This is a genomic window from Herbaspirillum robiniae, from assembly GCF_002213415.1.
GTDB lineage: Bacteria > Pseudomonadota > Gammaproteobacteria > Burkholderiales > Burkholderiaceae_D > Herbaspirillum > Herbaspirillum robiniae.
This window is the reverse complement of the sequence record NZ_NJGU01000015.1, coordinates 25,547-39,436: the sequence shown is the minus strand read 5'-3', so window position 1 is coordinate 39,436 and position 13,890 is coordinate 25,547. Positions and strand designations below refer to the sequence as shown.

The window sequence follows — 13,890 nt, the reverse complement described above, 5'->3', positions numbered from 1 at the left end:
AGAACATGAACAGCCCTACTACACTGCGCAAACGCTTCGCCCTGACAGCAACCGTGCTGGCCGTCATCGCCCTGACGGTCGGCGGCACCATTTCCGCCATCGGCATCTCGGCCAGCTCCGACGCCCACGCCGCCCCCGCCCCGCAAGCGGCGCCGGTCGACGTGGCCGAAGTGGTCAGCCGCCAGATCGTCGACTGGCAGGCCTACTCCGGCCGCATCGAAGCGGTCGACCGCGTCGAAGTGCGTCCGCTGGTGGGCGGCACCCTGACCCAGGTGCACTTCAAGGACGGTGCGCTGGTCAAGAAGGGCGACGTGCTCTTCACCATCGACCCGCGCCCCTACGCCGCTGAAGTCGCGCGCGCCGAAGCGCAGCTGGCCGGCGCCGAAGCCCGCGCCGGCTACACCGCCTCCGACCTGGCCCGCGGCCAGCGCCTGTTGGGCGACAACGCGATTGCCAAGCGCGATTTCGAAGAGAAGCAGAACGCCTCGCGCGAAGCCGCCGCCAACGTGGCCGCCGCCAAGGCCGCGCTGCGCGCGGCCCGCCTGAACCTGGAATACACCCAGATCACGGCGCCCGTCGCCGGTCGCATCTCGCGCGCCGAAGTCACGGTGGGCAACGTGGTCAACCCCGGTTCGGCCGGCGCCCCGCTGACCACGCTGGTGTCGGTGGCCAAGGTCTACGCCTCCTTCGACGTCGACGAACAGAGCTTCCTGAAGTACGTGAACCCGGCGCGCGCCGCCGGTACCAGCGTGCCGGTCGACCTGGGACTTGCCAATGAAGACGGCTACTCGCGCAAGGGCCGCGTCGGTTCGATCGACAACCGCCTGGATACCGCCTCCGGCACCATCCGCGTGCGCGCCGTGTTCGACAACGCCGACGGCCAGCTGCTGCCGGGCCTGTACGCCCGCGTGCGCCTGGGCGGCGGCGCGCCGCACGACGCCGTGCTGATCGATGAAAAGGCGGTCGGCACCGACCAGGACAAGCGCTTCGTCATGGTGGCCGACAAGGACAACCACGCCAACTACCGTCAGGTGCACACCGGCGCTACCCAGGATGGCCTGGTGATCGTCGAAAGCGGCCTGAAGGCGGGCGAGCGCATCGTGGTCAACGGCCTGCAGCGCATCCGTCCGGGCGACGCCATCGCCCCGACCGTGGTGCCGATGCAGACCGAGGCCAAGAGCGCCGACGCCGGCAAGCCGGCCGACGGCAAAGCCTGATCGACCGCAAACGACTTAGCCATCACGGATAAAACAAGCTGCGGGATGCCGCGGCCAGGATAGCTGCATCTCCGAAAAGCTGAAGGAACCTTCATGAACATCTCTAAATTCTTTATCGACCGCCCGATCTTCGCGGGCGTGCTGTCGATACTGCTGCTGCTGGGCGGCGTGCTGGCCATGTTCCAGCTGCCCATCTCGGAATACCCCGAAGTGGTGCCGCCCTCGGTGGTGGTGCGCGCGCAGTTCCCCGGCGCCAACCCCAAGGTGATCGCCGAAACCGTGGCCTCGCCGCTGGAAGAGCAGATCAACGGCGTGGAAAACATGCTGTACATGCAGTCGCAGGCCAACAGCGACGGCAACCTGACCATCACCGTCAACTTCCGCCTGGGCGTGGACCCCGACAAGGCCCAGCAGCTGGTGCAGAACCGCGTGCAGCAAGCGCTGCCGCGCCTGCCTGAAGACGTGCAGCGCCTGGGCGTGACGACCTTGAAGTCGTCGCCGACGCTGACCATGGTGGTCCACCTGATCTCGCCCGACAACCGCTACGACACCACCTACCTGCGCAACTATGCGGTGCTCAACGTCAAGGACCGCCTGGCGCGTATCCAGGGCGTGGGTGAAGTGGGCCTGTTCGGTTCCGGCAACTACGCCATGCGCGTGTGGCTGGATCCGAACAAGGTTTCGCAGCGCGGCCTGACCGCCTCCGACGTGGTCAAGGCCATCCGCGAACAAAACGTGCAGGTCGCCGCCGGCGTGATCGGCCAGTCGCCCAGCTCGCCCGACGTGCCGCTGCAACTGTCGGTGAACGCGCAAGGTCGCCTGAAGACCGAAGCCGAGTTCCGCGACATCATCCTGAAGGCTTCGCCGGACGGCGCCACCACCAAGCTGGGCGACGTCGCCCGCGTGGAACTGGCCGCATCCGAATACGGCCTGCGCTCGCTGCTGGACAACAAGCCGGCGGTGGCCATCCCCATCTTCCAGGCGCCCGGCGCCAACGCGCTGGACGTCTCCAAGCAGGTGCGCGAGGCGATGAAGGAGCTCTCCGCCGACTTCCCCAAGTCGGTCGAGTACAGCATCGTCTATGACCCGACCCAGTTCGTGCGTTCGTCCATCGAAGCGGTGGTGCACACCCTGCTCGAAGCCATCGCGCTGGTGGTGATCGTGGTGATCATCTTCCTGCAGACCTGGCGCGCTTCGGTGATCCCGCTCCTGGCCGTGCCGGTCTCCATCATCGGCACCTTCTCGCTGATGCTGGGCTTCGGCTACACCATCAACGCGCTGTCGCTGTTCGGCATGGTGCTGGCCATCGGCATCGTGGTCGATGACGCCATCGTGGTGGTGGAAAACGTCGAGCGCAATATCTCGGCGGGGTTGACGCCGCGCGAAGCGACCTACCGCGCCATGCAGGAAGTGTCGGGCCCGATCATCGCCATCGCGCTGACCCTGGTGGCCGTGTTCGTGCCGCTGGCCTTCATGACCGGCCTGACCGGCCAGTTCTACAAGCAGTTCGCCATGACCATCGCCATCTCGACGGTGATCTCGGCCTTCAACTCGCTGACCCTGTCGCCGGCGCTGGCCGCCATGCTGTTGAAGGGCCACGGCGAGAAGCCGGACTGGCTGACCCGCATCATGGATCGCTTCCTGGGCGGCTTCTTCATCCGCTTCAACCGCTTCTTCAACCGCGCCTCCGACAACTACGGCACCGGCGTGACCGGCGTGATCAAGCGCAAGGGCGCCACCATGGGCGTGTACGCGGTGCTGCTGGCCGCGACCGTGGGCATCTCCTACATCGTGCCGGGCGGTTTCGTGCCGGGCCAGGACAAGCAATACCTGGTGGCCTTCGCCCAGTTGCCCAACGGCGCTTCGATCGACCGCAGCGAAGAAGTGATGCGCAAGATGAGCGACATCATGTTGAAGGAACCCGGCGTGCAGAGCGCGATCGCCTTCCCCGGCCTGTCGATCAACGGCTTCACCAACAGCTCCTCGGCCGGCATCGTGTTCGTGGGCCTGAAGCCCTTCGAGGAACGCAAGTCCAAGGAACTGTCGGGTAACGCCATCGCCGCTTCGCTGAACAAGAAGTTCGGCGGCATCAAGGAAGCCTTCACCGCCGTCTTCCCGCCGCCGCCGGTGATGGGCCTGGGCACGCTGGGCGGCTTCAAGATGCAGATCGAAGACCGCGACGCCGTCGGCTATGCCGAGCTGGACAAGGCAGCCAAGGCCTTCATGGCCGCCGCCGCCAAGGAACCGGCGCTGGGCCCGATGTTCTCGAGCTACCAGATCAACGTGCCGCAGCTGGACGTCGACCTCGACCGCGTGAAGGCCAAGCAGTTGGGCATCCCGGTGACCGACGTGTTCAACACCATGCAGATCTACCTGGGCTCGCTGTACGTGAACGACTTCAACCGCTTCGGCCGCGTCTACCAGGTGCGGGCCCAGGCTGACGCGCCCTTCCGCGCCAAGGCCGAGGACATCCTGCAGCTGAAGACCCGCAACGACGCCGGCGAAATGGTGCCGCTGTCCTCGGTGGTGAAGGTCAAGCAGACCTTCGGCCCGGAAATGGTGGTGCGCTACAACGGCTACACCGCCGCCGACATCAACGGCGGCCCGGCGCCCGGCTACTCGTCCGACCAGGCGCAGGCCGCGGCCGAACGCGTGGCTGCCGCCACCCTGCCGCGCGGCGTGAAGTTCGAATGGACCGACCTGACCTACCAGAAGATCCTCGCAGGCAATGCCGGCGTGTGGGTGTTCCCGATCAGCGTGCTGCTGGTGTTCCTGGTGCTGGCAGCGCTGTATGAAAGCCTGACCCTGCCGCTGGCGGTGATCCTGATCGTGCCGATGAGCATCCTGGCCGCCCTGACCGGCGTCTGGCTGACCAACGGCGACAACAACATCTTCACCCAGATCGGCCTGATGGTGCTGGTGGGCCTGTCGGCCAAGAACGCGATCCTGATCGTGGAGTTCGCCCGCGAACTGGAAATGCAGGGCCGCAGCGCCGTGCAGGCCGCGATCGAAGCCAGCCGCCTGCGCCTGCGTCCGATCCTGATGACCTCGATCGCTTTCATCATGGGCGTGGTGCCGCTGGTGACCTCGACCGGCGCCGGTTCGGAGATGCGCTATGCGATGGGTATCGCGGTGTTCTTCGGCATGCTGGGCGTGACGCTGTTCGGCCTGTTCCTGACCCCGGTGTTCTACGTGCTGCTGCGTACCATCGACCGCCGCGCGCTGCACTCGGCCTCGCACCACGAAGCGCCGATGACCGCAGGCTCGCACGTGGCCCACGCCGTACCGGGTTCGCAGGACGACCGCTGATCTCCGGCCAGACGATTATTGGAGCAAGAAAATGAAAGCAATCAACATGAATTCCCTGCTGCGTCCTACTCGTTACTTAGGTATCGGCTCGGCCCTGCTGGCATCGCTGCTGATCCTGGCCGGTTGCTCGGTGGCGCCGACCTATGAGCGCCCCGCCGTCGACACGCCCGCCGCCTTCAAGGAAGCCGGCCCGCAGGTCGGCGAAAACGGCAGCCAATGGAAAGCCGCGCAACCGTCGGAAGACATCGCCCGCGGCGAATGGTGGAAGATCTTCGGCGACGACAGCCTCAACGCCCTGGAAGACCGCGCACAGCAGGCCAACCAGGACCTGAAGGCCGCCGCCGCCCGCCTGGGCCAGGCGCGCGCGCTGACCAAGGACGCGCGTTCGGGCTACTTCCCGCAGGTGGACGCCGGCATCGGCGCCACCCGCCAGCGCCCGTCGCCGGCCTCGCAAGGCCTGCCGGCCGACGCCAATACCCAGCCGTTCACGCTGTACCGCGCGCAGGCCAACATCTCCTATGAGGTGGACCTGTTCGGCCGCGTCGCCTCCAACGTGGATGCCGCCACCGCCGACGCGCAGCGCAGCGAAGCGCTGTTCCATTCGGTGCTGCTGGCGCTGCAGGCCGACGTCGCCCAGCAGTACTTCCTGGTGCGTGAACTGGACGCGGCGCTGGATCTCTACACCGGCACCGTGAAGCTGCGCCAGGAGTCGCTGCGCCTGGTGCAGCGCCGCTTCGACGAAGGCGACATCAGCGAAGTCGACGTGGCGCGCGCCAGGTCCGAGCTGGCCTCGGCGCAATCGGAAGCGCTGGGCATCACCCGCCAGCGCGCCACCGCCGAACACGCGCTGGCCATCCTCCTGGGCAGCACGCCGGCCGAGTTTGCGCTGCCGGCCCGGCCACTCACCCGCATCAGCCTGGCCGTGCCGTCCGGCCTGCCGTCGACGCTCCTGGAACGTCGTCCCGACATCGCCGCCGCCGAACGTTCGATGGCTGCCGCCAACGCCCGCGTGGGTGTAGCCAAGTCGGCCTTCTTCCCGGCGCTGAACCTGACCGGCGGCCTGGGCTACGAGTCGGCGCAACTGGGCGACCTGTTCAACTGGTCCAGCCGCACCTTCCTGCTGGGCCCGCTGGTGGGCACGGCGCTGTCGATGCCGATCTTCGACGGCGGCCGCCGCCAGGCCGGCGTGGACCGCGCCCGCGCCAGCTATGAAGAACAGGTGGCGACCTACCGCGGCACGGTGTTGAACGCCTTCCGCGAAGTGGAAGACAACCTGGCCAACCTGCGCATCCTGGGCGACCAGAGCCGCGCCCAGGACGAAGCCGTGGCCGCCTCGGCGCGCGCCGCCAAGCTGTCGCACACGCAATACCAGGAAGGCGCGGTCAGCTACTTCAGCGTGATCGACGCCGACCGCACCGTGCTGCAGCAGCAACGCGCCTCGGTCACGCTGGACGGCGAACGCGCCCGCTCCACCGTGAACCTGATCCGCGCGCTGGGCGGCGGCTGGGGTACGGCGCCTGCGGCGGCGACGCAGTTGTCGTCGAAGTAAGCCTGTATCGTCCCGGCGCAAGCCGGGACGACACGCCGTTTGTCATGCCGTCGCCGTCTTTGAACACTTTGAGCGCTTTGAACAAACAGAGAAATCGCGTGCACACACGATGCACGACGCCTACGCCAACCCATTGAAGAGATAGAGAGAACCCCATGTCCATCACCCTGCACCAAGTCAGCGTCCCGGTCATGATCCGCGGCCTGCAAACCCTGTCCACCCTGCTCGACAAGGCCGAACAGCACGTCGACGAACACAAGCTGGAAGCCACCGACCTGATCGGCGCACGCCTGTTCGACGACATGTTCCCGCTGTCGGCCCAGATCCAGCGCGCCAGCGACACCGCCAAGGCCACCGCCAGCCGCCTCTCGGGCCTGGCCGCGCCCAACTTCCCGGACGACGAAGTCACGTTCGACGAGCTGCAGGCGCGCATCAACAAGACCATCCACTTCCTCGAAGGCATCCCCGCCGACGCCATCGACGGCCAGGAGGAGCGCGAGGTGAAGATGATGCTGCGCGGCGAAGAACAGAAGATGAGCGGCCAGACCTACCTGACCCACTTCGGCCTGCCCAACTTCATGTTCCACGTGACGACCGCCTACGGCATCCTGCGTCACAAGGGCGTCAAGCTCGGCAAGCTGGACTACCTCGGCCTGTAAGCCTCTCCCGAATGCAAAACCGGCCGGCGTCCTGTGCGACGCCGGCCGGTTGCGAACCGTGTTTCCCGTGGTACTTGCCCGCCTTTGGCGGGCTTTTTTTTATGGGCACCCAGGAAGCGTCAAGCCTGCCTTGTCGCCGGCTCGATGCCGGCGCGCTGTAACAAGCTGCGACAACGGGTAGACAGGCCGGTCACCTGCAATACGCTGCCGAGGCGGGCATAACGTTCATCCAGCGTCTGCACCGCTGCAATCGCCGAGTGATCGGCCAGCCGCAGGTGCCGGCAATCCAGCACCACCTGGCGCGGATCGCGCTTGGGATCGAACAACTCCAGGAAATGCGCGGCGGAAGCAAAGAACAGCGTGCCATGCGGCACATAGGTGCGCACCTTGTTCTCCCCATCGCCCGCATCGCTTACTTCGGCACGGATCTCGCGCGCATGCTGCCACGCGAAGTTGAGCGCGGCGATCACGATGCCGCACAGCACCGCCACGGCCAGATCGGTGAACACGGTGATGACGGTCACGGCGACGATCACGATGGCGTCGTTCTTCGGCACGCGGCCCAGCACGCGCAGCGAGCCCCAGGCGAAGGTTTCCTGCGCCACCACGAACATGACGCCGGCCAGCGCCGCCAGCGGAATGCGCTCGATCGCCGGCGACAGGAACAGGATGAACAGCAGGATCATCACGCCCGCCACCACGCCGGAGACGCGCGAGCGGCCGCCGGAACCCAGGTTGATCATGGTCTGGCCGATCATGGCGCAGCCGCCCATGCCGCCGAACAGGCCCGAGACCACGTTGGCCGCGCCCAGCGCGAGGCATTCGCGGTTGGCCTGGCCGCGGCTGGCGGTGATCTCGTCGGTGAGGTTGAAGGTGAGCAGCGTCTCCAGCAGGCCGACGATGGCCATCAGCACCGCGTAGGGGGCGATGATCTTCAGCGTCTCCAGGTTCAGCGGTACCTCGGGGAAATGGAACAGCGGCAGGCCGCCGGCGATCTTCGCCATGTCGCCCAGCGTGGGCGTGGGCACGTTCAATACCTGGGTCAGTACGCCCACGCCGAGGATGGCCGCCAGCGCCGGCGGCACCGCGCGGGTCACGCGCGGCAGCAGCCAGGTGACCAGCATGGTCAGCAGCGTGAGCCCCAGCATGATGGCCAGTTGCGAGCCCTGCAGCCATTGCGGGCCGGACGGCGTGTCATGGCGGAAGTGTTCCAGCTGGGCCATGGCGATCACGATGGCCAAGCCGTTGACGAAGCCCAGCATCACCGGATGCGGCACCATGCGCACCAGCTTGCCCAGCCGCAGCGCGCCGAACAGCAGCATCACCAGGCCTGACAGCACCACGGTCGCGAGGAAATACTGGGCGCCGTGCTGCACCACCAGCGCCACGATCACCACCGCCATCGAACCGGCCGCGCCCGAGATCATGCCGGGCCGGCCGCCGAAAATGGCGGTGATGGTGCAGATGAAGAAGGCGCCATACAGGCCCATCAGCGGATTGAGCTGCGCCACCAGCGCGAAGGCGATGCATTCGGGCACCAGGGCGAAGGAAGTGGTCAGCCCGGCGAGGAAGTTCTGGCGCAGGTCGCGCAGGCGCGACGCAGGTGCGGAGTTGGTCATAGTCATGATCGTGCATACGCCGGCGCGATCGGCGCGGCGTGAAGAAAATCGGAATGAAGCAGCGGCATGGAACGGGTCCGTTGCGCATCGCATGCGCATGCGGGCGGGGTTTCCCCTGGGAAGGCGCGGGATGCGGACGACGGACGGGTATCTGGCGGCTGGCTACATCGGTCAGGCTAGGGAAGTTCGGGAACTTGCATGACCGGCAACTCCCGGCGGGATGGCCATGCGGTGAAGGCGGTATTTTATCGCAATGCAGCAAATGTGGCTGGAAGTGCGTATGGGGTAGTGAGGCGCTTGAACCCTCGGGTGCTCGGAGGAGTGAGGCGCTTGAGCCCTCGGCTGTTCGAGGCTATCCCTCTACCTGTCATCCCGGCGAAGGCCGGGATCCAGCGGCTTTTGTCATGCCTCGACGGCCGTTGAACGACGCTGGATCCTGACTTTCGTCAGGATGACGGGGCAGTGAGGGGCTTGAGCCCCCCGGTTGTTCGGAGGAGTGAGGAACTTGAGCCCTCGGCTGTTCGAGCTTATCCCTCTACCTGTCATCCCGGCGAAGGCCGGGATCCAGTGGCTTTTGTCATGCCTCGACGGCCGTTGAACGACGCTGAATCCTGACTTTCGTCAGGATGACGGGGACAGTGAGGAGCTTGAGCCCCCGGTTGTTCGGAGGAGTGAGGAGCTTGAACCCTCGGTTGTTCGCAGGAGTGAGGCGCTTGAGCCCTCGGCTGTTCGAGGTTATCCCTCTACTTGTCATTCCGGCGCAGGCCGGGATCCAGTGGCTTTCGTCATGCCGCGACGGCCGTTGAACGACGCTGGATCCTGACTTTCGTCAGGATGACGGGGACAGTGAGGAGCTTGAGCCCTCGGTGTTCGGAGGAGTGAGGAGCTTGAGCCCTCGATTGTTCGAAGTTATCCCTCTACCCGTCATCCCGGCGAAGGCCGGGATCCAGCGGCTTTGGTCATGCCTCGATGACAGTTGGAACAACGCTGGATCCTGACTTTCATCAGGATGAAGGCGCAGTGAAAAAAAACCTCAAGTCACCAGCCTGACCGCCGCCCCGGCATCGATCGCCACCAGCCTCGCCAGCAGCCCATCGGTCTCGGTCTTCAGTTCGTCATTGCGCGACAGCACGTTCCAGGCCGCCTGCAAGGCGGATGCGGCCAATGGCGGGTCCCATTCGGTCAGGCAGTAGCGGTCGACCTCGGTCACCAGCGCGCGCGCAAAGGCGTCGAGGCTGGCGCCGGGACGTTCGGCCAGCAGCAGTTCGCACAGGGCCACGCGCAATTGCAGGCGCGCGGCGGGCGCGGCGCTCTGGCCGATGGCCTTTTGCAGCAGCTCGGCGGCGCCGGCCAGGTTGCCGTCGGCGGCCAATGCGCGGGCGTTGCCGCCGGCGGTCTGCACCGCATCCATGCGCGCCGCGCCGTCCGCGCCCGCACCGGCGCCGCCTGTGCCCAGCGATTGCAGCCATTGCCGGGTGTCGGCGCTGGCAAACGGCGTGCCGTTGGAAAAGGCCAGGTCTTCGATGCCCGGCAGGCGCGTGACCAGCCAGGCGCTGGCGCCGCACACTTCGCGACGCGCGGCGTCATAAGCGCCGCCCATGCGCTCCAGCGCCTGCGCGGCCACGCAGTTCATATCCAGCCAGAACGGGAAAACCGCCAGTTGCGCCTCGGCGAATCGCACCAGGTCGTCAAAGGCCTGGCGGTTCTGCATGGTCTTCAAGGCATCGAGCACCTGCGGCACGGGGCCGGGGAGGTTGGTCTTGCCGCCGGTGGCCGGCGGCAGCTGCTCGATGCCGCCCCAGGCGGCGATGCGGTTGAGACGGAAGGCCGGCGGCTGGTTGAGTTCGCCCTCACCCAGCCACTGGGCGATGTCCGCCAGGCGCTGGAGGGCCTCGGCGCCGGCCGCCTCGGCCGCCGCCGGCGAATCGACCGGGCCGCCCGCAAGCGCCGCCATCGCAGGCGCGGCTTGCGCCGGCGCGGACGACGCCATGGGGGAGGACGATGCCGCCGACGCAGATGTCGGTGGCGCGGCGACCGGCGCAGCGGTGACCGGCTCTGCCGCCGGCGGCGGCGCACTTTCCTTGACCAGCAGGTTGCCCACCTGCGAGATCGCCGGCCGCAACGACGGCGCCTCGGCATCCTTGTCGGCGACGAATGCGTCGATCGACTTCAAGCGCTCGCGCAGCGCCGTGACCAGTTCCTCATCCTGGGGCGGGAAAGACGACCAGTCGTGCTCGTCGCCATGCGCCCTGATCCGGTCCATCAGCCACTGCAGCGCGTTGCGCCGCGCGCGCAGGCGCGCCAGCGGCGGATACAGCGTGTCCCAATAGGCCTGCAGCATCTCGTCGAGCACCTGCAATCCGGCCGCCAGGCCCGGCAGGCCTTCAGTCTGCAGCAGGCCGCCGGCCAGGTAGCAGGCCACCATGATGTCCTTGCCCTTGGCGCCGGTCAGCGTCGCGGCCTGCGCGACCACCTGCGTCCAGTCCACCGAACTGCTGGCGGCGGGATTGGACATCTTGGCGATCTCGTTTTGCAGCAGGTCGAACTCGCCTTCCTCCCGCACGTCGCGGCCGGCAGGCTGGGCATCGCTGATCGGCTGCTTGCCGAGGCTGGAGAGTTGGGTCAGGTCCACGTTGGCGTCGTCGTCGGGGGATCAGTGAGTGCGGGGCTCAGCCCCACAAGGTCTCGATCTCGGTATCGAGAAAATAGCCCGCGCCGCGCTCGGTGCGCAGCAGCGTCGGGTTCTTGGGATCGGCTTCCAGCTTCCTGCGCAGGCGCAGGATCTGCACGTCGATGGCGCGGTCGTAGATGTCGTCGAAGGCCCGCGTGCTCTCCAGCAGCTTCTCGCGCGAGATGATGCGGCCCGGCGAACTCAAGAACACCACCAGCAGGTTGAATTCGGCATTGGTCAGGCTGACGTTGCGGCCGTCCGGCGCGGCCAGGCGGCGCGTGTTCAGGTTCAGGTTCCAGCCGCCGAACTGGTAGGCGCGCGGATGCTTGCCGCGCGTGACCGGAGTTTGCGCGTTCTGGCCGGCGCGACGCAGCACGGCGCGCATGCGGGCCAGCACCTCGCGCAGCGAGAACGGCTTGGTGATGTAGTCGTCGGCGCCCAGCTCCAGGCCCATGACCATGTCGGCCTCTTCGTTGCGGCCGGTGATGCAGATGATGGACATGGCGGTCTCGGCGCGCCAGCGGCGCGCCAGGTCGGCGCCGTCGATGTCGGGCAGGCCGAGGTCCAGCAGCACCAGGTCGTAGGTCTTGTCCTTGACCGCAGCCACCGCCTCGGCGCCGTCGCCGGCGCTGTCGGCATTGATGCCGTGCCCGGCCAGGTATTCCACCAGCAGCTGGCGCATCGAATGGTCGTCGTCCACGACCAGGATCTTCGGCGATTGTGTGGTACTCATCAGCTTTCCTCTTCCCTGTCTTTGCTTTTTTGCTTGCCCCGCAGCGCCGCTATGATAGCGCGCCGCAAGCCGGCCTGATCGAAAGGCTTGGGCAGCGCCGGCACCGCCAGCGCCGCCGCCAGGCCGTCCAGGCGACTGTTGCCGGAGCACAGCAGCGCGGGCATGTCGGCGCGCAGCGCGCGCACCTTCGCGATCAGGACGTCGCCCTGCATCTGCGGCATGTCCAGGTCGGTCACCAGCAGGTCCACCGCCAGCGGTTCGACGGCGAACTCAGCCAGCGCCTCCTGCGGATCGTCGAACCCGACCGGCTCGAAACCCAGCGACGCCAGCTGGTCTTCGCACAGCTCGCGCAGCGCACGGTCGTCATCGACCACGAACACGCATTCGCCGTTGCCCAGCGGCGCGTCCGGTTGTTCTGCTTCTCCGGCCTCTAGCGCGTCTTGCACTACAGGTTGTTCCTGAGCGATCACCGGCGAGGCTGCCGGCACGAACTCCGCCGCCGCCTGCGCATCGGCCGGCAGCAACAGGCAAAAGCGCGTGCCTTCGGGGCTGCTGGACACGGCCACGCCGCCGTCGTGTTCGGTGGCGATGCCGGCCACGATCGCCAGCCCCAGCCCGGTACCCTTGCCGCCGGGTCCGCCGCGCGTGGTGAAGAAGGGATCGAACAGGCGCGGCATGTGCTCCGGCGCGATGCCGGTGCCGTCGTCGGCCACTTCCAGCCAGATCGCCTGCTCGGGCGGCGCATCGCCCACCAGCAGCGGGCCGGACGGCGCCAGGCCGGCATGCAGGCTGACCGTCACCTTGCCGCGCGCGGCCTGACTGGCGTTGCGCACCAGGTTCAGCGCCACCCGCGTCATCTGGCCGGGGTGGGCGCGCACCGGCAGCGGCTGCGCCGGCGGCGTGAATTCGATGGTCACGCCCGCGCGGCACAAGGGGATCGCCAGCCGCACCGCCTCGGCCACCGGCGCGCGCAGATCGAGCACGGCGCGCTGGCGGTCGCCGCGGCGCGCGGCCAAGAGGATCTGCTCGGTCAGCTCGCGCCCGCGCGAGACGGCCGACAGCACTTCCTGCAGCGGCGCCTCGGCCGCCGAACCGGGGCCGAGGCGCTCGTGCGCCAGCTCGGCATAACCGCCGGCGGCGCCTAAAACGTTGTTGAAGTCATGCGCGATGCCGCCGGCCATCAGGCCCAGCGACTCGAAGCGGCGCATCTGCTCCATGCGCGCCGACAGCGCCTGGCGCTCGCGCACCGCCACCGCGATGAAGAAGGTCAGCACCGCCAGGCCGGCCAGGTCGATCTGCAGGCGCCAGGTGCTGTCCAGACCGTCCTGCCGATAAGGGCCGAGGTCGTACAGCGTGAGCAGCACCGCCAGCACGGCCGACACGCTCATGGTCAGCGCCGCGCTGCGCATGCCGCCGTACAGCGCCGCGCCGGCCAGCGCCAGCGACAGCAGCACGCGCAGCACTTCTTCCGAAAAATCGAAGGTCACGCTGGCCAGCAGCGCGCATACCACCGTCAACACGCCCAGCAGCGACGGCAGGTCGACCCGGTCGCCGCCGGCTTGCACCCGCGCCGGCCGCGCCCATGCCAGGAAGGCCGGCACCAGCACCAGGATCGCCAGGCCGTTGCCCACCATCAGCGTGCGCCACTCGGCCCACCAGTCGCCGTGCATGGCCGAGGCCGCCAGCGTGGCGCCGATGGCCGCGACCACCAGGATCACCGCCAGCGGCAGCAACAGCAGAAAACGCGAGAGCCGGCGCAACGTGTCGATCTGGCCGTCGCGCGCCACGAAGCGGCGGCCCACCAGCACGCACGCGACGATCTCGGCCACGTTGAGCAGCGCAAACCCGGCGTCGGTGGCGACCGGCAGCCAGTCCTCGTCGCCCACGAACATCATCGCCACGAACACTGCCAGCAGCGACGGCGCCCACTCGCGCGCAGGCTTGTGCCACAGCAGCGCGATCATGAAGGTCGGCGCCGGCCAGGCGATGGCCGCCAGCGTGGTGCTCTGGGCGATGTTGGCGGCCGGGCTGGCCACCAGGTAATAGAGGATGCCGCACACCACGGCCGCGGCCAGGGTGCGCGGCCAGTCGGTGCCCGCGGCCGCTGGCGCGGAGATCTCAGCCATGGCGCGA

General features: G+C 67.6%; 8 protein-coding genes. 4 read left to right on the top strand and 4 right to left on the bottom strand.

Features of this window, described 5'->3' with window-relative positions; genetic code table 11:
- The first annotated feature begins 5 nt into the window (after window positions 1-5).
- From CEJ42_RS21945 to CEJ42_RS21930, 4 genes are all read left to right on the top strand, one after another.
- Window positions 6-1,217, top strand: a complete 1,212-nt coding sequence (locus tag CEJ42_RS21945) for an efflux RND transporter periplasmic adaptor subunit (protein ID WP_088752555.1) — start codon at window positions 6-8, stop codon at window positions 1,215-1,217.
- Window positions 1,218-1,310: 93 nt separating this feature from the next.
- A complete protein-coding gene (locus CEJ42_RS21940) occupies window positions 1,311-4,526 on the top strand; it encodes an efflux RND transporter permease subunit (protein WP_088752554.1) in 3,216 nt (1,071 codons plus the stop codon).
- A 31-nt stretch (window positions 4,527-4,557) separates the two neighbouring features.
- Complete coding sequence (locus tag CEJ42_RS21935) at window positions 4,558-6,075, top strand: efflux transporter outer membrane subunit (RefSeq protein WP_088752553.1); 1,518 nt, start codon at window positions 4,558-4,560, stop codon at window positions 6,073-6,075.
- A gap of 155 nt (window positions 6,076-6,230) precedes the next feature.
- Window positions 6,231-6,734, top strand: coding sequence for a DUF1993 domain-containing protein (locus CEJ42_RS21930; protein ID WP_088752552.1), 504 nt, complete (start codon window positions 6,231-6,233; stop codon window positions 6,732-6,734).
- A 119-nt stretch (window positions 6,735-6,853) separates the two neighbouring features.
- Here CEJ42_RS21930 and CEJ42_RS21925 read toward each other — a convergent pair whose 3' ends face one another.
- The 4 genes from CEJ42_RS21925 to CEJ42_RS21910 all read right to left on the bottom strand — a co-directional run bounded on the left by CEJ42_RS21925 (window position 6,854) and on the right by CEJ42_RS21910 (window position 13,883).
- Window positions 6,854-8,359 carry a SulP family inorganic anion transporter gene (locus CEJ42_RS21925; RefSeq protein WP_088752551.1) on the bottom strand — a complete coding sequence of 502 codons (1,506 nt, stop codon included), beginning with the start codon at window positions 8,357-8,359 and terminating at the stop codon, window positions 6,854-6,856.
- Between the two features lie 1,027 nt (window positions 8,360-9,386).
- Window positions 9,387-10,985: a type VI secretion system protein TssA gene (tssA, locus tag CEJ42_RS21920; RefSeq protein WP_243397924.1), complete on the bottom strand. Its 1,599-nt coding sequence runs from the start codon at window positions 10,983-10,985 to the stop codon at window positions 9,387-9,389.
- 37 nt (window positions 10,986-11,022) lie between these two features.
- A complete protein-coding gene (locus CEJ42_RS21915) occupies window positions 11,023-11,757 on the bottom strand; it encodes a response regulator transcription factor (RefSeq protein WP_088752550.1) in 735 nt (244 codons plus the stop codon).
- Window positions 11,757-13,883 (bottom strand): ATP-binding protein, encoded by a 2,127-nt coding sequence (locus CEJ42_RS21910; protein ID WP_088752549.1) that lies wholly within the window; start codon window positions 13,881-13,883, stop codon window positions 11,757-11,759. Before CEJ42_RS21910 ends, CEJ42_RS21915 begins: the two co-directional genes overlap by 1 nt.
- Window positions 13,884-13,890 lie beyond the last annotated feature (7 nt).

Excerpts from the sequence above, each read along its gene's own strand:
- CEJ42_RS21945 (WP_088752555.1), top strand. The coding sequence starts at position 6 with ATGAACAGCCCTACTACACTGCGCAAACGCTTCGCCCTGACAGCAACC.
- CEJ42_RS21940 (WP_088752554.1), top strand. The coding sequence starts at position 1,311 with ATGAACATCTCTAAATTCTTTATCGACCGCCCGATCTTCGCGGGCGTG.
- CEJ42_RS21935 (WP_088752553.1), top strand. The coding sequence starts at position 4,558 with ATGAAAGCAATCAACATGAATTCCCTGCTGCGTCCTACTCGTTACTTA.
- CEJ42_RS21930 (WP_088752552.1), top strand. The coding sequence starts at position 6,231 with ATGTCCATCACCCTGCACCAAGTCAGCGTCCCGGTCATGATCCGCGGC.
- CEJ42_RS21925 (WP_088752551.1), bottom strand. The coding sequence starts at position 8,359 with ATGACTATGACCAACTCCGCACCTGCGTCGCGCCTGCGCGACCTGCGC.
- CEJ42_RS21915 (WP_088752550.1), bottom strand. The coding sequence starts at position 11,757 with ATGAGTACCACACAATCGCCGAAGATCCTGGTCGTGGACGACGACCAT.
- CEJ42_RS21910 (WP_088752549.1), bottom strand. The coding sequence starts at position 13,883 with ATGGCTGAGATCTCCGCGCCAGCGGCCGCGGGCACCGACTGGCCGCGC.